General features: G+C 53.7%; 18 protein-coding genes, 2 tRNA genes, 4 rRNA genes and 1 pseudogene. 15 read left to right on the top strand and 10 right to left on the bottom strand.

Annotation, left to right across the window (positions count from 1 at the left end; translation table 11 throughout):
- Positions 1-14: 14 nt before the first annotated feature.
- Together mreB and csrD are read right to left on the bottom strand one after the other, a co-directional pair.
- A complete protein-coding gene (gene mreB, locus ACR8BN_RS02565; RefSeq protein ID WP_004385136.1) occupies positions 15-1,058 on the bottom strand; it encodes a rod shape-determining protein MreB in 1,044 nt (347 codons plus the stop codon).
- A gap of 311 nt (positions 1,059-1,369) precedes the next feature.
- The gene (gene csrD, locus ACR8BN_RS02560) at positions 1,370-3,319 is read right to left on the bottom strand and encodes an RNase E specificity factor CsrD (RefSeq protein ID WP_010699819.1); all 1,950 of its coding nucleotides are present in this window, start codon (positions 3,317-3,319) and stop codon (positions 1,370-1,372) included.
- A 285-nt stretch (positions 3,320-3,604) separates the two neighbouring features.
- Here csrD and msrP point away from each other — a divergent pair, with 285 nt between their 5' ends.
- The 14 genes from msrP (at position 3,605) to ACR8BN_RS02490 (ending at position 16,751) form a co-directional block, all read left to right on the top strand.
- Positions 3,605-4,609 carry a protein-methionine-sulfoxide reductase catalytic subunit MsrP gene (msrP, locus tag ACR8BN_RS02555; RefSeq protein ID WP_031592715.1) on the top strand — a complete coding sequence of 335 codons (1,005 nt, stop codon included), beginning with the start codon at positions 3,605-3,607 and terminating at the stop codon, positions 4,607-4,609.
- Positions 4,610-5,215, top strand: a complete 606-nt coding sequence (gene msrQ / locus ACR8BN_RS02550; protein ID WP_434747298.1) for a protein-methionine-sulfoxide reductase heme-binding subunit MsrQ — start codon at positions 4,610-4,612, stop codon at positions 5,213-5,215.
- A 232-nt stretch (positions 5,216-5,447) separates the two neighbouring features.
- On the top strand, positions 5,448-5,900 hold the full coding sequence (aroQ, locus tag ACR8BN_RS02545; RefSeq protein WP_010256011.1) for a type II 3-dehydroquinate dehydratase: 453 nt from the start codon (positions 5,448-5,450) through the stop codon (positions 5,898-5,900).
- Positions 5,901-5,925: 25 nt separating this feature from the next.
- Positions 5,926-6,387, top strand: a complete 462-nt coding sequence (gene accB, locus ACR8BN_RS02540) for an acetyl-CoA carboxylase biotin carboxyl carrier protein (protein WP_031592713.1) — start codon at positions 5,926-5,928, stop codon at positions 6,385-6,387.
- Positions 6,388-6,398: 11 nt separating this feature from the next.
- Positions 6,399-7,748 (top strand): acetyl-CoA carboxylase biotin carboxylase subunit, encoded by a 1,350-nt coding sequence (gene accC / locus ACR8BN_RS02535; protein ID WP_031592712.1) that lies wholly within the window; start codon positions 6,399-6,401, stop codon positions 7,746-7,748.
- Between the two features lie 72 nt (positions 7,749-7,820).
- On the top strand, positions 7,821-8,063 hold the full coding sequence (locus ACR8BN_RS02530; protein WP_031592711.1) for a YhdT family protein: 243 nt from the start codon (positions 7,821-7,823) through the stop codon (positions 8,061-8,063).
- Positions 8,053-9,498 (top strand): sodium/pantothenate symporter, encoded by a 1,446-nt coding sequence (panF, locus tag ACR8BN_RS02525; RefSeq protein WP_031592710.1) that lies wholly within the window; start codon positions 8,053-8,055, stop codon positions 9,496-9,498. Before ACR8BN_RS02530 ends, panF begins: the two co-directional genes overlap by 11 nt.
- Before the next feature lie 16 nt (positions 9,499-9,514).
- Entirely contained in the window at positions 9,515-10,396 is an 882-nt protein-coding gene (gene prmA / locus ACR8BN_RS02520) for a 50S ribosomal protein L11 methyltransferase (RefSeq protein WP_064704068.1), read from the top strand.
- A 367-nt stretch (positions 10,397-10,763) separates the two neighbouring features.
- Positions 10,764-11,729, top strand: a complete 966-nt coding sequence (gene dusB, locus ACR8BN_RS02515; RefSeq protein ID WP_031592707.1) for a tRNA dihydrouridine synthase DusB — start codon at positions 10,764-10,766, stop codon at positions 11,727-11,729.
- 23 nt (positions 11,730-11,752) lie between these two features.
- A complete protein-coding gene (fis, locus tag ACR8BN_RS02510) occupies positions 11,753-12,049 on the top strand; it encodes a DNA-binding transcriptional regulator Fis (RefSeq protein WP_003855228.1) in 297 nt (98 codons plus the stop codon).
- A gap of 543 nt (positions 12,050-12,592) precedes the next feature.
- A complete protein-coding gene (locus ACR8BN_RS02505) occupies positions 12,593-13,618 on the top strand; it encodes an amino acid ABC transporter substrate-binding protein (RefSeq protein ID WP_010255984.1) in 1,026 nt (341 codons plus the stop codon).
- 68 nt (positions 13,619-13,686) lie between these two features.
- Positions 13,687-14,865, top strand: coding sequence for an amino acid ABC transporter permease (locus ACR8BN_RS02500; RefSeq protein ID WP_031592703.1), 1,179 nt, complete (start codon positions 13,687-13,689; stop codon positions 14,863-14,865).
- A gap of 15 nt (positions 14,866-14,880) precedes the next feature.
- Complete coding sequence (locus tag ACR8BN_RS02495; protein ID WP_039390536.1) at positions 14,881-15,981, top strand: amino acid ABC transporter permease; 1,101 nt, start codon at positions 14,881-14,883, stop codon at positions 15,979-15,981.
- Positions 15,982-15,989: 8 nt separating this feature from the next.
- Positions 15,990-16,751: an amino acid ABC transporter ATP-binding protein gene (locus ACR8BN_RS02490; RefSeq protein WP_010699823.1), complete on the top strand. Its 762-nt coding sequence runs from the start codon at positions 15,990-15,992 to the stop codon at positions 16,749-16,751.
- 193 nt (positions 16,752-16,944) lie between these two features.
- Here the strand turns inward: ACR8BN_RS02490 and rrf (ACR8BN_RS02485) are convergent.
- The 6 genes from rrf (ACR8BN_RS02485) to ACR8BN_RS02460 form a co-directional block, all read right to left on the bottom strand.
- Positions 16,945-17,060, bottom strand: a 5S ribosomal RNA gene (rrf, locus tag ACR8BN_RS02485).
- 34 nt (positions 17,061-17,094) lie between these two features.
- A tRNA-Thr gene (locus ACR8BN_RS02480) sits at positions 17,095-17,170 on the bottom strand.
- A gap of 14 nt (positions 17,171-17,184) precedes the next feature.
- Positions 17,185-17,300 (bottom strand): 5S ribosomal RNA (gene rrf / locus ACR8BN_RS02475).
- A 91-nt stretch (positions 17,301-17,391) separates the two neighbouring features.
- Positions 17,392-20,299 (bottom strand): 23S ribosomal RNA (locus tag ACR8BN_RS02470).
- Between the two features lie 230 nt (positions 20,300-20,529).
- Positions 20,530-20,604: transfer RNA gene (locus ACR8BN_RS02465), tRNA-Glu, on the bottom strand.
- A gap of 89 nt (positions 20,605-20,693) precedes the next feature.
- Positions 20,694-22,235, bottom strand: a 16S ribosomal RNA gene (locus ACR8BN_RS02460).
- Together the 16S, 23S and 5S rRNA genes with 2 tRNA genes alongside form the textbook arrangement of a ribosomal RNA operon.
- Before the next feature lie 489 nt (positions 22,236-22,724).
- Here ACR8BN_RS02460 and ACR8BN_RS02455 point away from each other — a divergent pair.
- The gene (locus tag ACR8BN_RS02455) at positions 22,725-23,279 is read left to right on the top strand and encodes a gamma carbonic anhydrase family protein (RefSeq protein ID WP_039392201.1); all 555 of its coding nucleotides are present in this window, start codon (positions 22,725-22,727) and stop codon (positions 23,277-23,279) included.
- Here ACR8BN_RS02455 and ACR8BN_RS02450 read toward each other — a convergent pair.
- Together ACR8BN_RS02450 and aroE are read right to left on the bottom strand one after the other, a co-directional pair.
- Positions 23,246-23,502 (bottom strand): annotated as a pseudogene (locus tag ACR8BN_RS02450) (DUF1488 domain-containing protein). The gene ACR8BN_RS02455 and the pseudogene ACR8BN_RS02450 sit on opposite strands and share 34 nt — an antisense overlap.
- Complete coding sequence (aroE, locus tag ACR8BN_RS02445; protein ID WP_039392205.1) at positions 23,499-24,317, bottom strand: shikimate dehydrogenase; 819 nt, start codon at positions 24,315-24,317, stop codon at positions 23,499-23,501. Before aroE ends, ACR8BN_RS02450 begins: the two are co-directional and overlap by 4 nt.
- Positions 24,318-24,319: the final 2 nt, after the last annotated feature.

The raw sequence follows: 24,319 nt of genomic DNA, 5'->3' as shown, positions 1-24,319 counted from the left end.
GCCGGTTGAGGCAATTATTCTTCGCTGAACAAATCGCCGCCATGCATGTCGATCATTTCCAGCGCTTTGCCGCCACCGCGAGCCACACAGGTCAGTGGATCCTCAGCAACCACAACCGGAATGCCCGTCTCTTCCATCAGCAGACGATCCAGGTTGCGCAGTAACGCACCACCGCCGGTCAGCACCATGCCGCGCTCCGAAATATCTGAAGCCAGCTCAGGCGGACACTGCTCAAGGGCAACCATCACCGCGCTAACGATGCCGGTTAATGGCTCCTGCAGCGCTTCCAGAATTTCATTAGAGTTCAGTGTAAAGCCGCGCGGCACACCTTCTGCCAGGTTACGGCCACGCACTTCGATCTCACGGACTTCATCACCCGGATAGGCTGAACCGATCTCATGCTTAATACGTTCTGCGGTCGCTTCGCCGATCAGTGAACCGTAGTTACGACGCACATAATTAATAATAGCTTCATCGAAACGATCGCCACCAATACGCACTGACGAGGAGTAGACCACACCGTTCAGGGAGATCACCGCCACTTCTGTGGTACCGCCACCAATATCCACCACCATTGAGCCGGTCGCTTCTGAAACGGGCAGACCCGCACCAATTGCTGCAGCCATCGGCTCTTCAATCAGAAACACTTCACGCGCGCCTGCGCCCTGAGCGGATTCACGAATTGCGCGGCGTTCAACCTGTGTTGCCCCGACGGGTACGCAGACCAGCACACGCGGGCTGGGACGCATAAAACTGTTGCTGTGAACCTGCTTGATGAAGTGTTGCAGCATCTTTTCAGTCACGAAGAAGTCAGCAATAACGCCATCTTTCATCGGACGAATCGCTGCGATATTGCCTGGCGTACGGCCAAGCATCTGTTTGGCCTCATGACCCACGGCCGCAACACTTTTCGGTGAACCGGCACGATCCTGTCGAATAGCGACGACGGAGGGCTCGTTCAGCACGATGCCCTGTCCTTTCACGTAAATCAGGGTATTCGCGGTACCCAGGTCAATGGACAAGTCGTTGGAAAACATGCCACGAAATTTTTTAAACATACTAAGGGGTAATCCTGCAAGCTGGGGGCGGAAAATAAAATCCGCTTACTTTACCAACCACACGAAGCTGCCACAAGGCGCAAAAACGTTCTGCTTCGGTGAAAAAAGACGCCTGATTGCGTTTAAGTCATCTGAACTGGCGATCCACAACGGCAGAATGGCGACCAGACGCCATCAGCACTGCATTTCACACTGTTTCCCCTCGCCCTGTCCGACATAAAATCTAACATTTCCGGCAGTAAGTTCAGAGGTTCAGACGCGGATAAACATTAAAAAAAACCGTAAATTTCCGTCAGTACGACCGCAATTCATTAAATACGGTAACGTTGTGAATACTTCTTCACGTTACTGTTAACCGGAAGCGAGGGGGCAAAAAAGTCGCCCTGCCCACCTGCTACGCCCAACGCGACTAATGTTTGCCACTCCGCTTTAGTGCGAACACCGGTAGCAAACACCTGAATGCCCGTACATTTACAGACTTCCAGCAGACTCTGCACAAACAACTGATTTTCAGTCCGCCGCTCAATATTGCGCACCAGACCGGCATCAAGCTTGATCAGTTCCAGCGGCAGCTGTCGTATGTAGGCGCTGCTTACCACGGTTAACCCCGCCTGATTTACCGCAACCCGACAGCCAAAAGCCTTAAGTGCGCGGAAAACTGGCGTTAAACGGTTGATGTGTTGACAAACATCTGCCTCGGCAAGTTCAAATAAAAATCGTTTTCTTTGCGCTTTCGGGCACTGCAGCAGCATGTTCTGCAGCCAGAGGACAAAAGAGCGTTGCAGAAGCGAGGTAATCGTCACCGGGATCACCAGCGTCTCTTCTGGCCAGAGTTCAGAGAGTGCCGCAATGCGGGTCATTAGCTGGCGATCCCAGCCATCAGCCATGCCGAGCTGCTGCACCAGGGGCATATATTCTGCGGCCAGCACTTCTTTATCGCCGTCGAAGATGCGGGTCAGCATCACCCGGTGCTGTACCTTGCCCTCAATATTGACGGTGGGTTTATGGTAGAGCCGCGGGCCGCCACGGCTAAGTGTGTTCTCCAGCAGGGTTCGCCAGCGCACACTCCCCCGCCCGGCGTCCTGCGGATTTCCGGCCCCATTGGTCCAGTTGTTGCCGCCCAGCAGTGCCGCACGTCGGGTGGCCATTTCGGCATTTTCCATCACCTGCGGTACTGTCTGCCCGCTGTGCCAGGCGCTGATACCGATATGGATGAGATCATCACGATTGACCAGCCGCATCGGCGGCAGTGAATCAACGGCATTGATCAGCTGATCCGCAATACTGTTTGCCTCTTTGAGACTCCGATGCGGCAGTAACACGGCAAAATCACTGCGGAAATAGCGTGCCAGCAGGGCGCCAGGATAGCGCAGCACAAAGGTGGAAAGCATATTGACGAAATTGAAGAGGTACTCCTCAACCAGCCCCGGCTCAAGCGAATCCTTCAGCGTGTCCAGATCGGGCAGGCGCACCATCATCACCACACCATGGGTACCGACAGCTTCCTGATCTTCCAGCAGGGTGGCGAGCTGGTTATCAAAGAACAGCCGGTTGTTGAGACCGGTGCGTCCATCCTGCGCAGCAAAGGTGCGGATCAGCGTGTCGATACGCAGACGCTGTTCGCCCGCTTCCTGCAGATCCGCCAGCAACACATCCAGTGCGCGGCTCGCTCTCGGTGGCCACTCATCCGCACCGCGTTTCGGCATTACGCCGCGCTCACCGCTGATAATCGCCTCTGCCCGCACTTCAAGATGCTCCATACCGCGCCACTGACGACTGAGCCAGCGATGCATCAGCAGCAGCACCAGACTCATCACCAGCATGACGGTAAACAGGATGCCCAGCGTAGAGGTGCCGGTAATGGAGCGCAGCCAGGTTTTGGCAGGATCAAGGGTGACAACCCGCAACTCTAAACCTGTCTGGTGCATCAAAGGCACATCGACCTGAATAAAACGATTAGGCTCGTCTTCCAGCATCTGGTTTTCGTGTCGGGAGAGGGTAAGGAAAGTCTGCCTGCCGTTGTGAAGTGAAATCTGCTCGGCATTCATTATCGGCATCATACGCGTGAGCCAGACATGCAGCTCTGCCGGCGTCTGGGTGAACATCGCCTGATCCACTTCGGTCGCCAGTATCTGCGCCCGATGTTCAACCCGCTGATGACTGAACCAGAAAACACTGAATGCACAGCCTGCCAGCATCAACGACATTGCCAGCAGGCTTAAAAAGGTAATAAACGCAGATAATTTTGTGGTTAATCGCATCCCTGTGCCTGTATTACTGCGGTGATAACCGGATCACCCAACCTTGTACCGTCAGCCTGACGAAAACGCGAGCAAAATAGCATAATTTGCCGTTGCCGACATCGCCGGGACGTATGAAGCCGAAGTATATCGTCGGGATATCATCGCTGACGTTGATCCTGACACTTTTCGGTGCATTCTCATCGTACCGGCCAGCCAGGAAATTTCACATTTTCAGGGCGAAACTGGCTGATATCAGTAATAGTCACCATGCTGGTTAATGACATCCTGTCTGGAGAAGGCACCATGAAACGCACACCCTGTCTGACCGAAGCCGACGTAACGCCGGAAAGCATTTTTAACATGAAGCGCCGCCAGGTGCTGAAAACGCTGGGACTGAGCGCCGCGGCGATGGGTATGCCGGGCGTGGCGCAAGCCGATATTCTCAGCTGGTTCAAAGGCAACGACCGCCCACCCGCGCCAGCAGGCCGGCCGCTGGACTTTACCAAACCAGCGCAATATCAGGCCGATCTGACCTTAACGCCTGCGGATAAAGTTTCCGGCTATAACAACTTCTATGAGTTCGGGCTGGATAAGGCCGATCCGGCCGCCAATGCCGGTACGCTGAAAACAGAACCCTGGAAACTGACCATTGATGGCGAAGTGGCTAAGCCCGTAACCCTGGATATGGATGACATCTTTAAACGGTTTGCCATGGAGCAGCGAATCTATCGCATGCGCTGCGTGGAAGCCTGGTCGATGGTGGTGCCCTGGATAGGCTTTGAGCTGAATAAGCTTATCTCCCTGGCGGAACCCACCAGCAAAGCGCGTTTTGTCGCCTTCCAGACGCTGTACGATCCCGAGCAGATGCCAGGCCAGAAAGATCGCTTTATTGGCGGCGGACTCAATTATCCCTATGTCGAAGGTTTACGTCTGGATGAAGCAATGCATCCGCTGACGATACTGACTACCGGCGTCTATGGCAAAGCGCTGCCGCCGCAGAATGGCGCGCCGATTCGCCTGACGGTACCGTGGAAATATGGCTTTAAAGGTATTAAGTCGATCGTCAAAATCACCCTGACCGACAAACAGCCGCCAACGACATGGAACCAGATCGCCGCAGATGAATATGGTTTTTATGCCAATGTGAATCCGCACGTTAATCATCCACGCTGGTCGCAGGCCACTGAGCGGTTTATTGGGCCGGGCGGCAGTCTGAAGGTCGAACGTCAGCCAACACTGCTGTTTAACGGCTATGCCGAACAGGTTGCGTCGCTCTATCGTGGCCTGGATTTACGGGAGAATTACTAGGTGGTACGCCTGTCGATAAAACAGATCACCTGGCTTAAGGTGATTCTGCATCTGGCGGCCCTGTTGCCGCTGGTTTATCTGGTTCTTGCCGCAATGCAGGGCGGCCTGAGTGCGGATCCCGCAAAAGATATTCAGCATTTTACCGGCCGCATGGCGCTGAAACTGCTACTGGGTACGCTGCTGGTCTCACCGCTGGCACGTTATGGCAGGCAACCGCTGTTAATCCGCACGCGACGTCTGCTTGGCGTCTGGACGTTTTTCTGGGCTTCTCTCCATCTGCTGAGCTATTACCTGCTGGAGCTGGGCGCTGACAATCTGCGTCTGCTGGGCAGCGAGCTGATTTCCCGTCCCTATCTGACACTGGGTATTATCAGCTGGCTGATAATACTGGCCCTGGCGTTGACGTCGTTTCAGCGCGCTCAGCGCAAGCTCGGTAAACGCTGGCAAACCCTGCACAACGCGGTCTACCTGGTGGCGATTCTGGTGCCGTTTCACTATATCTGGTCAGTGAAAACCCTGTCACCCCAGCCACTTATCTACGCCCTACTTGCTGCGATACTGTTAGCCTGGCGTTACAAAAAATTTCTCAAATGGTGGCCTCGCTAGCGCTTCCCCCGTTGTTTTCCTCTGCCGTTTTCTGATAAAAGATGTGGCCCGCTGGCCACATCCGATCATCTTCGCAGATAAGACCAGTATTTTGCTGCGAAATGACACGAAACGGATATAATGCCCGGCTTTATTGCTCGTCGGGTCTTCTTTTTCATTCTCAAAGGTGACAAATGAAGATTCGCAAGGTATTTTACGCGATGCCTCAATGATTGCGGGAGATGGCAGCACGATGGCGCATAAATTACATATTCTGCTTTTAAACGGACCCAACCTGAACCTGTTGGGAACACGTGAACCTGAGAAGTATGGTCATACCACGCTGCGTCAGATCGTTGACGATTTGACACGTCAGGCAGACCAGTTGAATGTGGAATTGAGCCACCTGCAAACCAATGCTGAATTTCAGCTGATTGATCGCATTCATGAGGCCAAAGGCAATGTGGATTACATCATTATTAATCCTGCCGCGTTTACCCATACCAGTGTCGCACTACGTGATGCCCTGCTGGCGGTAGAAATACCGTTTATCGAGGTTCATCTCTCCAACGTGCATGCCCGCGAGCCCTTCCGCCATCACTCCTATCTTTCTGATGTCTCTGCTGGCGTGATCTGTGGGCTTGGCGCTGACGGCTACACATGGGCTTTACAAACGGCAGTAAAACGCCTGTCTCAAACTAATTAATCAAACTGAGTACGGAACCCCACTCATGGATATTCGTAAAATTAAAAAACTGATCGAACTGGTTGAAGAGTCTGGCATTTCAGAGCTGGAAATTTCTGAAGGTGAAGAGTCCGTTCGCATCAGCCGTGCACCTGCAAACGTGGGTTACCCGATGATGCAGCAGGCTTACGCTCCGCCGGTTCAACAGCCTGCTCTGGCAACAGCTGTTGCCCCTGTTGCAGCGGTTGCCGAAGCGGCACCGGCTGAAATCAGCGGTCACATCGTGCGTTCACCGATGGTAGGGACCTTCTACCGCACGCCGAGCCCGGATGCGAAAGCCTTTGTGGAAGTCGGCCAGAAAGTGAATGCCGGCGATACCTTGTGCATCGTCGAAGCCATGAAAATGATGAACCAGATCGAAGCTGACAAATCAGGCGTGGTGAAAGCTATTCTGGTTGAAAGCGGTCAGCCGGTCGAATTTGACGAGCCACTGGTTATCATCGAGTAACGGGGCAGATCATGCTGGATAAAATTGTTATTGCTAACCGTGGTGAGATTGCGCTGCGCATTCTGCGTGCCTGTAAAGAACTGGGCATCAAGACTGTTGCGGTACACTCAAGCGCGGATCGTGACCTGAAGCACGTGCTGCTGGCAGACGAAACCGTCTGCATCGGCCCGGCGCAGTCAGTTAAAAGTTACCTCAACATCCCGGCGCTGATCTCTGCTGCAGAGATCACCGGCGCGGTGGCGATTCACCCTGGCTACGGCTTCCTCTCTGAGAATGCCGATTTTGCTGAGCAGGTTGAGCGCTCCGGCTTTATCTTTATCGGTCCGAAAGCAGACACCATTCGCCTGATGGGCGACAAAGTCTCTGCGATTAATGCGATGAAGAAAGCAGGCGTCCCAACCGTACCCGGTTCTGACGGTTCGCTGACCGATGATATGGAAAAAAACCGTGCCTTTGCGAAGCGCATCGGTTATCCGGTCATCATCAAAGCCTCTGGCGGCGGCGGCGGTCGCGGTATGCGCGTTGTGCGCAGCGATAAAGATCTGGAACAATCCATCAACATGACGAAAGCGGAAGCCAAAGCGGCTTTCAGCAACGACATGGTTTACATGGAGAAGTATCTGGAGAATCCGCGCCACATCGAGATTCAGGTTCTGGCTGACGGCCAGGGCAACGCGATCTATCTGGGCGAACGTGACTGCTCCATGCAGCGTCGTCACCAGAAAGTGGTTGAAGAAGCGCCAGGACCAGGCATCACGCCGGAACAGCGCAGCTTTATCGGTAATCGTTGTGCCAAAGCCTGTATTGAGATTGGCTATCGTGGCGCAGGTACCTTCGAGTTCCTGTACGAAAACGGTGAGTTCTACTTCATTGAGATGAACACCCGTATTCAGGTGGAACATCCGGTGACCGAGATGATCACCGGTGTGGATCTGATCAAAGAGCAGCTGCGCATCGCTGCGGGTCAGCCATTGTCGATCAAACAGGACGAAGTGGTTATTCGCGGGCATGCGGTCGAGTGCCGTATTAACGCTGAAGATCCGGTCACCTTCCTGCCAAGCCCGGGTAAAATCACCCGCTTCCATGCGCCAGGCGGTTTTGGCGTGCGCTGGGAGTCGCATATTTACTCAGGCTACACCGTACCGCCGTATTACGACTCCATGATCGGTAAGCTGATCACCTATGGCGAAACGCGCGAAGTGGCTATTGCCCGCATGAAGAATGCGCTGGCGGAACTGATCATCGACGGTATCAAAACCAACGTTGAACTGCAGATGAAAATCATGTCCGACGAAAACTTCCAGCACGGTGGAACCAATATCCACTATCTGGAGAAAAAACTCGGCTTGCACGAGAAGTAATCGCAACGCTGAGTCAGTCAGAGGCCGGTTAATCCGGCCTTTTTCTTTTGCCGCTGGCGTTAAGGTTGAATCATGGATGCTCGTTTTATACAGGCACATAAAGAGGCGCGCTGGTCGCTCTATCTCACCCTGCTCTGGCTCGCTGCCTGGGGGCTTTCAGCCTGGCTGGGCGGACGTGAAATCGGTATCACCGGCCTGCCGCGCTGGTTCGAACTCTCCTGCCTGTTTGCTCCCCTGTTGTTCATATTCCTGTGCTGGATGATGGTGCGGGTCATTTTCCGCGACATGCCGCTGGAGGATAAAAGTGAACAGTGAAATCATTCTGCCGTTACTGATTTATCTGGTGCTGGTTGCTGCGCTGTCGGTCTTTGCCGTCCGTAAAAGGCGTGAAGGCAGCTTCCTCACTGAATATTTCCTTGGCAGCCGCTCTATGGGCGGATTTGTGCTGGCGATGACGCTCACCACCACCTATATCAGCGCCAGCTCGTTTATTGGTGGTCCCGGTGCCGCCTACAAATATGGGCTGGGATGGGTATTGCTGGCGATGGTGCAGGTGCCTGCCGTCTGGCTCTCGCTGGGTGTGCTGGGGAAAAAGTTCGCCATACTGGCACGTAAGTATAATGCGGTGACGCTGAATGACATGCTCTACGCCCGCTATCAGAGCCCGCTGCTGATCTGGCTGGCGAGTCTGAGTCTGCTGGTTGCCTTTATCGGTGCCATGACGGTGCAGTTTATTGGCGGCGCGCGGCTGCTCGAAACCGCCGCAGGCATTCCGTATGATACCGGTCTGCTGATTTTTGGCGGCACTATTGCGCTCTACACCGCTTTTGGCGGATTCCGTGCCAGCGTGCTCAATGACGCCATGCAGGGCGTCGTGATGCTGATTGGCACATTTCTGCTGCTGTTCGCGGTGATTCATCAGGCTGGCGGCCTGAGCACGGCCGTCCAGAAACTTCATGACATCGATCCTGCTTTGCTGTCGCCGCAGGGACCGGGAGAGATTATAACGCCGACCTTCCTCAGCTCGTTTGTCGTGCTGGTCTGCTTTGGGGTGATTGGCTTACCGCATACTGCCGTGCGCTGCATCTCTTATAAAGACAGCAAGGCAGTCCATCGGGCCATTATTCTGGGCACCATTGTGGTGGCGATCCTGATGCTGGGAATGCATCTGGCCGGTGCGCTCGGCCGGGCAGTACTGCCGAATCTGACCGTGCCGGATAGTGTTATACCCACCCTGATGATCACCGTGCTACCACCGTTAGCCGCCGGACTGTTTCTGGCAGCACCTATGGCCGCCATTATGTCGACCATCAATGCCCAGCTGTTACAGGCTTCGGCCACGCTGATCAAAGATCTCTATCTGCGTGTCGCCCCGCAGCAACTGGAAAATGAGACGCGGCTGAGGCTGTTATCTGGCACCATTACGTTCGCACTGGGTATGCTGCTGCTGATTGCAGCCTGGAATCCACCGGATATGATTATCTGGCTCAACCTGCTGGCCTTTGGCGGCCTTGAGGCGGTTTTCCTCTGGCCGCTGGTACTGGGCCTCTACTGGGAACGCGCTAATGCCGCGGGAGCCATCACCGGCATGGTGGTGGGTGGAGGCTGCTACGCTTTTCTGGCGAGCCTGAACCTGCAGATTCTGGGTTTTCATCCCATTGTGCCCTCACTGCTTTTGAGCCTGCTGGCATTTTTAGTGGGCAACCTGTTTGGACGCGCGCCGCAAACGGTCGACGCGCCGCAACATTGACGGAAAGAGAGACGTTATGCCGTGGATTCAAATCAAAATTAACAGCTCAGGTGAACACGCGGAAACGCTGAGCGATGCGCTGATGGACATCGGTGCGGTTTCAGTGACCTTTCAGGATACCAATGACACGCCGGTATATGAGCCGCTGCCAGGTGAAACACGCCTGTGGGGCGATACCGATGTTATCGGCCTGTTCGATGCAGAAACTGATATGGCCGCGATTACCGCCGAACTGGCGCAGCATCCGTTGCTGGGCGCCGGTTTTCGTCACCGGATCGAGCAGATCGAAGATAAAGACTGGGAGCGCGAATGGATGGAAAACTTTCATCCGATGCGCTTCGGTGAGCGGCTCTGGATCTGTCCGAGCTGGCGTGATGTGCCGGATCCCGATGCCGTCAACGTGATGCTCGATCCCGGCCTGGCGTTTGGGACCGGCACCCATCCGACCACCTCACTCTGCCTTACCTGGCTTGATGGGCTGGATCTGGTGGGCAAAACGGTGATTGATTTCGGCTGTGGTTCGGGGATCCTGGCGATCGCCGCACTGAAGCTGGGCGCGGCTCAGGCGATCGGGATTGATATCGATCCGCAGGCTATTCAGGCCAGCCGGGATAATGCTGAGCGCAACGGCGTCTCTGATCGCCTGTCGCTCTACCTGCCCCACCAGCAACCGGACAATCTGCAGGCTGATGTGGTGGTGGCCAATATCCTGGCTGGCCCGCTACGTGAACTGGCACCGCTGATCAGCGTACTGCCGAAGTCTGGCGGTCATCTGGGCCTCTCGGGCGTGTTAGAGAGCCAGGCAGAGAGCGTCTGCGAAGCGTATGTCAGCGAGTTCACGCTCGACCCGGTTGCGGTTAAAGAGGAGTGGTGCCGGATTACCGGGATTAAATCCTGAATATAGCGCCTGTCTGCCCCTTCTGACATCGCTCTGCCCGGAACAAAGTGCCTTAACAGAACATTCAGCCAGCCCGTAGCGTAAGTTGCGGGCTTTCCCGATTTGAAATGGATGCTTGTATCGTTAATCACGTCATGTGACGTTTTTTATCTGGCGAATTGACGTACTTTTCTGGAAAAACTTTTGCTCACAATTTCAGCATAAATCGTTAAGCCATTGATATTAAATAGAAATAAATAATAACATCGATCATGACCCGGATTTCATTGATCTTTCTTGCTGATTGTTCAAAGTTTGGCCTTTCATCTTCCTGCAAAAATGCGTAATATACGCCGCCTTGCAGACACAGTATGGCCATTCTGACTTCATGCGTATTGGAAACCTCCAGCTGAGAAATCGACTGATTGCAGCACCGATGGCCGGTATTACCGACAGGCCGTTCAGGACGCTGTGTCACGAAATGGGTGCAGGCATGGCAGTTTCTGAGATGTTGTCTTCAAACCCGGAAGTCTGGGCAAGCGACAAATCTCGATTACGTATGGTTCACAGCGATGAGCCAGGCATTCGCGCCGTGCAAATTGCCGGTTGCGATCCCAGTGAAATGGCGCAAGCTGCACGCATTAATGTTGAGGCTGGTGCACAGGTTATCGACATTAATATGGGATGCCCTGCCAAGAAGGTTAACCGCAAAATGGCGGGTTCAGCCTTGCTGCAATATCCCACCGTGGTGGAGTCAATTCTCTCCGCAGTGGTTAATGCAGTGAATGTGCCGGTTACGCTGAAAATTCGTACCGGCTGGGATCCTGAAAACAGGAACTGTGTCGCGATTGCCCAATTGGCTGAACGCTGCGGTATACAGGCTCTGACGATACATGGCCGCACTCGTGCCTGCCTGTTCAACGGAGAAGCTGAATATGACAGCATTCGGACAGTTAAGCAGAGTGTCTCCATTCCGATTATCGCGAATGGAGACATAACTGACCCGCATAAAGCCAGAGCGGTGCTCGACTATACAGGGGCCGATGCTCTGATGATAGGACGTGCTGCTCAGGGAAGACCGTGGATCTTCCGGGAAATCCAGCATTATCTGGACACTGGGGAGTTGCTTGCCCCGCTGCCGATGGCAGAGGTCAAGCGCTTGCTTGTTTCGCATATACGTGAGCTGCACGACTTTTACGGTTCAGGCAAGGGATACCGTATAGCGCGAAAGCACGTCTCCTGGTACCTGCAGGAGCACGCCCCGAATGACCAGTTTCGGCGCACATTCAACGCCATTGAGGATGCCAGCGAACAGCTGGAGGCGTTGGAGGCATACTTCGAAAATCTTGCGTAACGAAATAAAGAGCTGAAAGAACTATGTTCGAACAACGCGTAAATTCTGACGTACTGACCGTTTCAACCGTTAACTCACAGGATCAGGTAACTCAAAAACCTTTGCGTGATTCGGTTAAACAGGCACTGAAGAACTATTTTGCTCAACTGAATGGTCAGGATGTGAGCGACCTGTATGAGCTGGTTTTGGCTGAAGTCGAGCAGCCTCTGTTGGACATGGTGATGCAGTATACCCGTGGCAATCAGACCCGTGCTGCCCTGATGATGGGTATCAACCGCGGTACGCTGCGTAAGAAATTGAAAAAATACGGCATGAACTGATTTTTAGTTCTGTCTGTAAATCACGCCAGCCTTCGGGCTGGCGTTTTTATTTGTGCGTCGACGCACAAAGCCACGGTAATGATAGTGAAACAGTTTCCGGTAATATGGTAACTGTAGTTGCAATCGCTGGCGTGATATTTCACCCTCTCGCTTTTGCCCGCTGTGATTTGACTTAGTGCCTGCCTGACCCTCACCTCGCTTCACATCCCCGCCACTGCTGGGTATGTGACTTTCTGCGCATTAAAAAGCAACGCAATCTCTTCATACATTTTTGCCTGAGTGAATGCTCACACTGCTCCCACATAGTGAAACTATTTGCACTAAATGTGATCGGGTCGACTCGCATTGCTTCCTTTTGGTGCGCCATATTAGCGGAACTTTCTAAGTGCTTCCGATTATTAACCGTTCTTTCATACGAATTCAGGAACCTGCAAACCTGGCATCAGCTTTGCAGAGTCGTGGATGGCTGACCGCCACAGACAGGAAAAACGCACACTAAAGTGCGCAAACATAACAACATGATCCCGCCACACAGGATGCTTTATGAAAAAGATGATGCTCTCTACGCTGATCGCTGCTGCCTCGCTGGTTGCCGTTGCTCAGCAAGCACACGCAGGCACCACACTGGATGCGATAAAGAAAAAAGGGTTTGTTCAATGTGGTATCAGTGACGGCTTGCCGGGCTTCTCCTATGCAGATGCTGGCGGCAAGTTTACCGGTATCGATGTAGATGTGTGTCGTGCGACGGCTGCCGCTGTGTTTGGTGATGCGACCAAAGTGAAATATACCCCGCTGACCGCGAAAGAGCGTTTTACCGCCCTGCAGTCCGGCGAGGTGGATGTGCTTTCACGTAATACCACCTGGACCTCATCGCGCGATGGCGGCATGGGCTTCCTGTTTGCGGGCGTGAACTATTACGACGGTATCGGCTTCCTGACTCACCAGAAGGCCGGCCTGAAAAGTGCGAAAGAGCTGGATGGCGCCACCGTCTGTATCCAGGCGGGAACCGATACCGAGCTGAACGTAGCGGACTTCTTTAAAGCCAATAAAATGCAATATACGCCTGTAACCTTCGACCGCTCTGATGAATCGGCTAAAGCGCTGGATAGCGGACGTTGCGATACGCTGGCGTCTGACCAGTCTCAGCTTTACGCATTACGCATTAAGCTGGGCAAACCGGACGAATTTATTGTTCTGCCCGAAGTGATCTCCAAAGAGCCGCTGGGGCCGTTGGTGCGTCGTGGTGATGATGACTGGTTCACCATCGTGAAGTGGTCGCTCTACGCCATGCTGAATGCGGAGGAGATGGGCATCTCCTCGAAGAACGTTGACCAGATGACAGCCAAGCCAACCACACCAGACATGGCACACTTCCTGGGCGCAGAAGGTGATTTTGGTAAGGATCTGAAGCTGGATAACAAGTGGGCTTACAATATCGTTAAGCAGGTGGGTAACTATCAGGAAAGCTTTGACCGTAACGTCGGTAAAGACAGCGCACTGAAGATTGCACGTGGTCAGAATGCGTTGTGGAACCAGGGCGGTATTCAGTACGCACCACCGGTACGTTAACAGACCTCACTAATCGGGCACCCTATTCTGCGGTGCCCTACCCCAGCTTTCGTTACTGAGGTTTCAACATGTCACAACGCCCAACCGTGAAAAGGGATTTTTCATTTGGTAATCCCACGGTTCGCGCCTGGATTTATCAGCTCATCGCCGTCGTCGCGGTGCTTGGTGTGGTGGGTTATCTGGTGCATAACACCATTATTAACCTTGCCAATCGCGGCATAACATCGGGGTTTGGATTTCTTGAGCGCACTGCCGGTTTCGGCATCGTTCAGCATCTGATTGAGTACACTGAGGGAGATACCTACGCGCGCGTGTTTCTGGTCGGATTAACCAACACGCTGCTGGTTTCTGCACTCTGTATTGTTTTCGCTTCGATTCTCGGATTCGCGGTCGGTCTTGCCCGCCTTTCTGACAACTGGCTGCTGCGGAAACTCTCGAATATCTATATCGAAACCTTCCGTAATATCCCACCCCTGCTGCAAATCTTCTTCTGGTACTTTGCAGTCTTGCGCAATCTGCCGGGGCCACGTCAGGCGCTGAATGCTTTTGACCTGGCATATGTCAGTAATCGCGGACTCTACGTTCCATGGCCGACCTATGCAGCAGGCAGCTGGCCGTTTGTTATTGCACTGCTTCTGGCCGCGGCTGTGAGCTATGGCCTGTACCGCTTTAACCGTAAACATCAGTTGAAAACCGGTCAGTTACGTCGCACATGGCCCGCTGCCGTTGTGATGCTGATTCTCTTTCCTTTGCTTGCACACCTTGGGTTTGGCCCAGCCACGCACTGGGATGTGCCACAACTGCGCGGTTTCAATTTCCGTGGCGGCTCGGTGATGATACCGGAGCTGGCAGCCCTGACGCTGGCACTGTCGATTTATACGTCGTCGTTTATCGCTGAAGTGATCCGCTCCGGGATTCAGTCGGTCCCCTATGGTCAGCATGAAGCGGCGCGGTCGCTGGGGCTGCCTAATCCGGTTACGCTGCGCCAGGTGATTATTCCTCAGGCCATGCGCGTCATTATTCCGCCACTGACCAGCCAGTATCTGAACATCGTGAAGAACTCCTCACTCGCCGCCGCTATCGGTTATCCCGATATGGTGTCGCTGTTCGCCGGATCGGTACTGAATCAGACCGGTCAGGCCATCGAGACGATTGCTATCACGATGGGTGTTTACCTGATTATCAGCCTGCTGATATCAATGCTTATGAACTTCTACAACCGCAAAATTGCGCTGGTTGAGCGTTAAGAGAACGGGATAACTATGTCTGTGACTACGCATGAAACGCCCCCCGTCCCGACGACTCTGGTCAGTCGCGCCTGGTTTTGGGCTCGTAAAAACCTGTTTTCCAGCTGGTTTAATACGCTACTGACGCTGTTTTGCATCTGGGTCATCTGGCACGTCATTCCGCCCGCGCTGAACTGGCTGGTCTTTCAGGCAAACTGGATCGGCACCACGCGCGCCGATTGCACCAAAGAGGGTGCCTGTTGGGTCTTTATCCATGCTCGTTTCGGCCAGTTCATGTATGGGCTTTACCCGCATGAGTTGCGCTGGCGTATTAACCTGGCGCTGGTGATCGGCCTGTTGTCGATTGTGCCGATGTTCCTGAGGAGCCTGCCGTATCGTGGACGCTACATTGCTGCCTGGGCTGTCATCTATCCGGTGGTTGTCTGGTTTCTGCTGTATGGCGGATATCTGGGGCTGGAACGCGTCGAAACACGTCAGTGGGGCGGATTAACGCTGACGCTGATTATCGCCTCGGTGGGTATTGCCGGTGCGCTGCCGCTGGGCATTTTGCTGGCACTGGGCCGTCGCTCACGCATGCCGGTCGTGCGCACGCTGTCGATTATCTTTATTGAGTTCTGGCGCGGCGTGCCGCTGATTACCGTGCTGTTTATGTCATCCGTGATGCTGCCGCTGTTTATGTCTGAAGGCACTAACATCGACAAGCTGGTGCGCGCGCTGGTCGGCGTCATTCTGTTCCAGTCCGCCTATGTGGCAGAGGTGGTTCGCGGTGGACTGCAGGCACTGCCTAAAGGTCAGTACGAAGCAGCCGAATCTCTGGCGCTGGGCTACTGGAAGACGCAGATGCTGGTTATTCTGCCCCAGGCGCTGAAGCTCACTATTCCCGGCCTGGTCAATACCATCATCGCACTGTTTAAAGATACCAGCCTGGTCATCATCATTGGTCTTTTCGATCTGTTCAGCAGCGTCCAGCAGGCAACGGTCGATCCGACCTGGCTGGGGATGTCGACAGAAGGTTATGTCTTTGCTGCACTGGTCTATTGGATCTTCTGTTTTAGCATGTCGCGCTACAGCCAGTATCTGGAAAAGCGCTTTCACACCGGGCGTACATCGCACTGAGGTTTTACATGACTGACTCTATGACACACTCTTCCGACGCGTTAATGATCTCGCTTGAGAACGTGAATAAATGGTACGGGCAATTCCATGTACTGAAAGACATCAACCTGCAGGTTAAACCCCGTGAACGCATCGTACTGTGCGGACCTTCCGGCTCCGGCAAATCGACGACGATCCGCTGTATCAACCATCTGGAAGAGCATCAGCAGGGCCGCATTGTTGTTGACGGTATCCATCTTAATGATGACGTTCGTAACATCGAGCGCGTGCGCACCGAAGTCGGTATGGTCTTCCAGCACTTCAATCTCTTTCCGCATCTGACCGTACTGCAAAACTGCACGCTGGCACCTTCCTGGGTAAGAAAGATTCCAAAGAAGGAAGCTGATGAGCTGGCCATGCACTATCTGCAACGCGTGCGTATTGCCGAGCATGCACATAAGTTTCCGGGCCAGCTCTCTGGCGGACAGCAGCAGCGTGTCGCCATCGCCCGCTCACTCTGTATGAAGCCAAAAATTATGCTGTTTGATGAACCCACGTCAGCGCTGGATCCTGAGATGGTTAAAGAGGTGCTGGATACGATGATTGGTCTGGCGGAGGATGGGATGACCATGCTGTGCGTCACCCATGAGATGGGCTTTGCCAGAACGGTGGCTGACCGGGTGATCTTTATGGATCGGGGAGAGATCGTCGAAGTCGCGCCACCACAGGAGTTCTTTGCGAATCCAAAATCGGAGCGTACGCGGGCGTTCTTATCGCAGGTTATTCACTGATCAGACGTTTAGTTATCTTACTACCCGGCCTGGTGCCGGGTTTTTTATGGCCTGAACAGCCGCTTTAATACGCTTACTGACCTGTTACTGTTATGAATAAACAGACGGATACGCCGTGCAGAGGGAGTTTTATCGCCGTTTTCCACAACGAAAAAAGCCCTTCGCATACGCAAAGGGCTCTCTCTTATTTGATGCCTGGCAGTTCCCTACTCTCGCATGGGGAGACCCCACACTACCATCGGCGCTACGGCGTTTCACTTCTGAGTTCGGCATGGGGTCAGGTGGGACCACCGCGCTACAGCCGCCAGGCAAATTCTTTTATTTACCGAACTCGTGTCTTAACTGGTGCTGATACCCAGAGTCGAACTGGGGACCTCACCCTTACCAAGGGTGCGCTCTACCAACTGAGCCATATCAGCACACTAAATTTGATGCCTGGCAGTTCCCTACTCTCGCATGGGGAGACCCCACACTACCATCGGCGCTACGGCGTTTCACTTCTGAGTTCGGCATGGGGTCAGGTGGGACCACCGCGCTAAAGCCGCCAGGCAAATTCTGTCTCCGCGCCGCCCGTAAGGCCGCGCAGATATATCCGGTACAGGCTGAAAATCGTGTCTCTCAAAAACGCCTCTGGCGTTGTAAGGTTAAGCCTCACGGGTCATTAGTACCGGTTAGCTCAACGCATCGCTGCGCTTACACACCCGGCCTATCAACGTCGTAGTCTTCAACGTCCCTTCAGGACTCTCAAGGAGTCAGGGAGAACTCATCTCGGGGCAAGTTTCGTGCTTAGATGCTTTCAGCACTTATCTTTTCCGCACTTAGCTACCGGGCAATGCCATTGGCATGACAACCCGAACACCAGTGGTGCGTTCACTCCGGTCCTCTCGTACTAGGAGCAACCCCCCTCAATTCTCCAGCGCCCACGGCAGATAGGGACCGAACTGTCTCACGACGTTCTAAACCCAGCTCGCGTACCACTTTAAACGGCGAACAGCCGTACCCTTGGGACCTACTTCAGCCCCAGGATGTGATGAGCCGACATCGAGGTGCCAAACACCGCCGTCGATATGAACTCTTGGGCGGTATCAGCCTGTTATCCCCGGAGTACCTTTTATCCGTTGAGCGATGGCCCTTCCATTCAGAACCACCGGATCACTATGACCTGCTTTCGCACCTGCTCGAGCCGTCACTCTCGCAGTCAAGCCAGCTTATGCCATTGCACTAACCTCACGATGTCCGACCGTGATTAGCTGACCTTCGTGCTCCTCCGTTACTCTTTAGGAGGAGACCGCCCCAGTCAAACTACCCACCAGACACTGTCCGCAGCCCGGGTAACGGGCCTACGTTAGAACATCAAACATTAAAGGGTGGTATTTCAAGGTTGGCTCCACGCGAACTGGCGTCCGCGCTTCAAAGCCTCCCACCTATCCTACACATCAAGGCTCAATGTTCAGTGTCAAGCTGTAGTAAAGGTTCACGGGGTCTTTCCGTCTTGCCGCGGGTACACTGCATCTTCACAGCGAGTTCAATTTCACTGAGTCTCGGGTGGAGACAGCCTGGCCATCATTACGCCATTCGTGCAGGTCGGAACTTACCCGACAAGGAATTTCGCTACCTTAGGACCGTTATAGTTACGGCCGCCGTTTACCGGGGCTTCGATCAAGAGCTTCTCCTTGCGGATAACCCCATCAATTAACCTTCCGGCACCGGGCAGGCGTCACACCGTATACGTCCACTTTCGTGTTTGCACAGTGCTGTGTTTTTAATAAACAGTTGCAGCCAGCTGGTATCTTCGACTGGCTTCGGCTCGGGGAGCAAGTCCCTCCACCTACGCGCCAGCGTGCCTTCTCCCGAAGTTACGGCACCATTTTGCCTAGTTCCTTCACCCGAGTTCTCTCAAGCGCCTTGGTATTCTCTACCTGACCACCTGTGTCGGTTTGGGGTACGATTCTGTGTTACCTGATGCTTAGAGGCTTTTCCTGGAAGCTGGGCATTTATCACTTCAGCACCGTAGTGCCTCGTCGTCACGCCTCAGCGTTAACAAGCGTCCGGATTTACCTGGACGCTCCGCCTACACGCTTAAACCGGGACAACCGTCGCCCGGCTGATATAGCCTTCTCCGTCCCCCCTTCGCAGTAACACCGAGTACAGGAATATTAACCTGTTTCCCATCGACTACGCCTTTCGGCCTCGCCTTAGGGGTCGACTCACCCTGCTCCGATTAACGTTGAACAGGAACCCTTGGTCTTCCGGCGAGCGGGCTTTTCACCCGCTTTATCGTTACTTATGTCAGCATTCGCACTTCTGATACCTCCAGCATGCCTCACAGCACACCTTCGACGGCTTACAGAACGCTCCCCTACCCAACAACACATAGTGTCGCTGCCGCAGCTTCGGTGCATGGTTTAGCCCCGTTACATCTTCCGCGCAGGCCGACTCGACCAGTGAGCTATTACGCTTTCTTTAAATGGTGGCTGCTTCTAAGCCAACATCCTGGCTGTCTGTGCCTTCCCACATCGTTTCCCACTTAACCATGACTTTGGGACCTTAGCTGGCGGTCTGGGTTGTTTCCCTCTTCACGACGGACGTTAGCACCCGCCGTGTGTCTCCCGTGATAACATTCTTCGGTATTCGCAGTTTGCATCGGGTTGGTAAGCCGGGATGGCCCCCTAGCCGAAACAGTGCTCTACCCCCGAAGATGAGTTCACGAGGCGCTACCTAAATAGCTTTCGGGGAGAACCAGCTATCTCCCGGTTTGATTGGCCTTTCACCCCCAGCCACAGGTCATCCGCTAATTTTTCAACATTAGTCGGTTCGGTCCTCCAGTTAGTGTTACCCAACCTTCAACCTGCCCATGGCTAGATCACCGGGTTTCGGGTCTATACCCTGCAACTTAACGCCCAGTTAAGACTCGGTTTCCCTGCGGCTCCCCTATACGGTTAACCTTGCTACAGAATATAAGTCGCTGACCCATTATACAAAAGGTACGCAGTCACCCCCATAAAGAGGGCTCCCACTGCTTGTACGTACACGGTTTCAGGTTCTGTTTCACTCCCCTCGCCGGGGTTCTTTTCGCCTTTCCCTCACGGTACTGGTTCACTATCGGTCAGTCAGGAGTATTTAGCCTTGGAGGATGGTCCCCCCATATTCAGACAGGATACCACGTGTCCCGCCTTACTCATCGAGCTCACAGCATGTGTGTTTTTGTGTACGGGAGTATCACCCTGTACCCTGCGACTTTCCAGACGCTTCCACTAACACACAAGCTGATTCAGGCTCTGGGCTGCTCCCCGTTCGCTCGCCGCTACTGGGGGAATCTCGGTTGATTTCTTTTCCTCGGGGTACTTAGATGTTTCAGTTCCCCCGGTTCGCCTTGCAGCACTATGTATTCATGCTGCAATGATGCACAGAGTGCACCGGGTTTCCCCATTCGGACATCGACGGCTGTAGCGGTTCATATCACCTTACCGTCGCTTTACGCAGATTAGCACGTCCTTCATCGCCTCTGACTGCCTGGGCATCCACCGTGTACGCTTAGTCGCTTAACCTCACAACCCACAGGCGTTTTACAACGCTGCGAATTGCAAGCATTTGAGAGACTCGAACGCATCGCTGAGTCATTCCTTATTACGGAGGAATGACGCGCTGCGTCGTTTCAATTTTCAGCTTGTTCCGGATTGTTAAAGAGCAAATATCTCAAACGCGGCCCGGCTGCTTACGCAACCAAATCGGTTTTGAGATACTGTATGGAGACACCTTTCACCTGTCACCAAGCAGGTGGCGTCCCCTAGGGGATTCGAACCCCTGTTGCCGCCGTGAAAGGGCGGAGTCCTAACCGCTAGACGAAGGGGACACAAATGTGTCACGACTTCGCAGCCGTCCTGCTCATTACTTTTTTATCAGACAATCTGTGTGGACACTGCGCGGGAAGGTATCTTCAGGTAAGGAGGTGATCCAACCGCAGGTTCCCCTACGGTTACCTTGTTACGACTTCACCCCAGTCATGAATCACAAAGTGGTAAGCGCCCTCCCGAAGGTTAAGCTACCTACTTCTTTTGCAACCCACTCCCATGGTGTGACGGGCGGTGTGTACAAGGCCCGGGAACGTATTCACCGTGGCATTCTGATCCACGATTACTAGCGATTCCGACTTCACGGAGTCGAGTTGCAGACTCCGATCCGGACTACGACGCACTTTGTGAGGTCCGCTTGCTCTCGCGAGGTCGCTTCTCTTTGTATGCGCCATTGTAGCACGTGTGTAGCCCTACTCGTAAGGGCCATGATGACTTGACGTCATCCCCACCTTCCTCCGGTTTATCACCGGCAGTCTCCTTTGAGTTCCCGACCGAATCGCTGGCAACAAAGGATAAGGGTTGCGCTCGTTGCGGGACTTAACCCAACATTTCACAACACGAGCTGACGACAGCCATGCAGCACCTGTCTCACGGTTCCCGAAGGCACTAAGGCATCTCTGCCAAATTCCGTGGATGTCAAGAGTAGGTAAGGTTCTTCGCGTTGCATCGAATTAAACCACATGCTCCACCGCTTGTGCGGGCCCCCGTCAATTCATTTGAGTTTTAACCTTGCGGCCGTACTCCCCAGGCGGTCGACTTAACGCGTTAGCTCCGGAAGCCACTCCTCAAGGGAACAACCTCCAAGTCGACATCGTTTACGGCGTGGACTACCAGGGTATCTAATCCTGTTTGCTCCCCACGCTTTCGCACCTGAGCGTCAGTCTTTGTCCAGGGGGCCGCCTTCGCCACCGGTATTCCTCCAGATCTCTACGCATTTCACCGCTACACCTGGAATTCTACCCCCCTCTACAAGACTCAAGCCTGCCAGTTTCAAATGCAGTTCCCAGGTTAAGCCCGGGGATTTCACATCTGACTTAACAGACCGCCTGCGTGCGCTTTACGCCCAGTAATTCCGATTAACGCTTGCACCCTCCGTATTACCGCGGCTGCTGGCACGGAGTTAGCCGGTGCTTCTTCTGCGGGTAACGTCAATCGACAGGGTTATTAACCCCGTCGCCTTCCTCCCCGCTGAAAGTACTTTACAACCCGAAGGCCTTCTTCATACACGCGGCATGGCTGCATCAGGCTTGCGCCCATTGTGCAATATTCCCCACTGCTGCCTCCCGTAGGAGTCTGGACCGTGTCTCAGTTCCAGTGTGGCTGGTCATCCTCTCAGACCAGCTAGGGATCGTCGCCTAGGTGGGCCATTACCCCGCCTACTAGCTAATCCCATCTGGGTTCATCCGATAGTGAGAGGCCCGAAGGTCCCCCTCTTTGGTCTTGCGACGTTATGCGGTATTAGCCACCGTTTCCAGTGGTTATCCCCCTCTATCGGGCAGATCCCCAGACATTACTCACCCGTCCGCCACTCGTCACCCAAGGAGCAAGCTCCTCTGTGCTACCGTCCGACTTGCATGTGTTAGGCCTGCCGCCAGCGTTCAATCTGAGCCATGATCAAACTCTTCAATTTAAGTTTGATTTGCTTAAACAAGTTAAGCGGTGCTCATCTGTAAAACGTCATAATGAATTTCATTATGTGTTCACTCGTGAGGCTTGATATTTTTTACGTCCGGAGACGCTGATATCAATCCTGCGAGTGCCCACACAGATTGTCTGATAAATTGTTAAAGAGCAGTGCGAACAGTGCGTTAGCGTCCTGTCGCGAGGTGGCGTATATTACGCTTTCCTCCTGCAGAGTCAACTTCTTTCTCAGAAGTTTTTCTCCGGCGGCGCAGTCTCCTGTGCCTCTCAACCCGTTTCCCGTTGCCGGTGTTCCGTGTCGATGGAGGCGCATTATAGGGATCCCGTTTCAGAGCACAACCCTTTTTTTGGATCTTTTATCTGAACGGTTATAAATGATCCAGATTGATGAGATCGCCAGCGATCCAGGCCAGAATTGGCTTGTCAGCTGCCTGAAATCGCATCAGGCTGCATTGAAAACAGAACAAAGGAGAACATGATGACTTCTGCCCTACGTCCATATAAAGACCTTTTCCCGCAAACTGGCCAGCGCGTTATGGTCGATCCAAGCAGTGTTGTGGTCGGTAATGTCATAATGGAGGATGACGTGAGCATCTGGCCGCTGGTTGCGATCAGGGGTGATGTGAATCAGGTTCGCATTGGTGCCCGTACTAATGTACAGGACGGCAGTGTTCTGCACGTTACGCATAAATCAGCGTCTAACCCGCAAGGCTTCCCTCTTATTATTGGCGAGGATGTCACGGTCGGGCATAAAGCGATGTTGCACGGCTGTACCATTGGCGATCGCGTGCTGGTCGGAATGGGATCGATTCTGCTTGATGGCGTAATAGTAGAAGAAGAGGTGATGATTGGTGCCGGAAGTCTGGTGCCGCCAGGTAAAAGACTGGAGAGCGGCTATCTCTATCTGGGTAGTCCGGTCAGGCAGATCAGGCCGCTGAATGACAATGAGAAGGAAGGTTTACGCTATTCCGCTAATAATTATGTCGCCTGGAAAGATGATTACCTGGCGGGAGATAACCAGATCCAGCCCTGAGTATCAATATTATCCTGACGGATAGCCGCTTCGGCCTCATCTTCCAGATCCCAGCGATGGTGCTGAAACAGCGCCATCGCCTCTCCTTCACCAAAACGTGAAGCCAGCGACTTCCCGCTGATTGCACAGGTCAGCCGCATGCCGTTGACCAGCACCGGGAAAAGACCGCGTTCAGTTCAGCATCATAGGTTTCATCATCAGGAAACTGTATCGCCTGATTCATGGCTGCATGGCCTGTTTAAGCTGAGTAATCACCGGCGCGATTTCCGGCATCACACCGTGCCACAGATAAAAGGCATGAGCAGCCTGCCCCACCAGCATGCCCAAACCATCTGCCAGATGAACCGTGCCCTGCGCCTGACACCAGCGCAGGAAAGGCGTCAGCCCGCTTTGATAAAACATGTCATAACAGCGCACATCAGCATGGATGACTGCTTCAGGTAAAGGAGGAATTTCGCCATTCACACCGCTTGAGGTCGCATTAATGATCAGATCAAAGTGCTGATCTGCCAGTTGCTCAAAACCACATGCGCGGATAGTGCCGCTCTCTGCAAACAGGCTAGCCAGCTCTTCCGCCCGCGCGGCGGTACGGTTAACAACAGTGAGTGTCACGTCTGCTGAGAGAAGCGGCAGAATGACCCCACGTGCGGCACCGCCCGCCCCCACCAGCAATACCTTGTCGCCAGCGTTGATCATCTTCAGCCGTTCAAGATCGCTTAACAGCCCGATACCATCCGTGTTGTCACCCAGGATCTGCCCATCTCTGAGCTTTTTCACCGTGTTTACCGCGCCGGACAGCGCTGCACGTTCGCTGAGCTGATCGGCAAATTCCCATGCCTGCTGTTTAAAAGGTAACGTCACATTGGCGCCACGGCCTCCCTGTTCGAAAAAGGCAGAGAGCGCATGAGGAAAACCATCAATCGGGGCACAAATCCGACCATAGCGATGTTCAACGCCCGTCTGTTCAGCGAAAGCCTGATGGATCAGCGGAGATTTACTGTGGTTGATCGGATTACCGAAAACGGCGAATTGATCCATGA

This window comes from Pantoea sp. Lu_F5_004 (genome assembly GCF_051136245.1).
Lineage (GTDB): Bacteria > Pseudomonadota > Gammaproteobacteria > Enterobacterales > Enterobacteriaceae > Pantoea > Pantoea agglomerans.
This window is presented reverse-complemented; position numbering and strand designations above follow the sequence as displayed.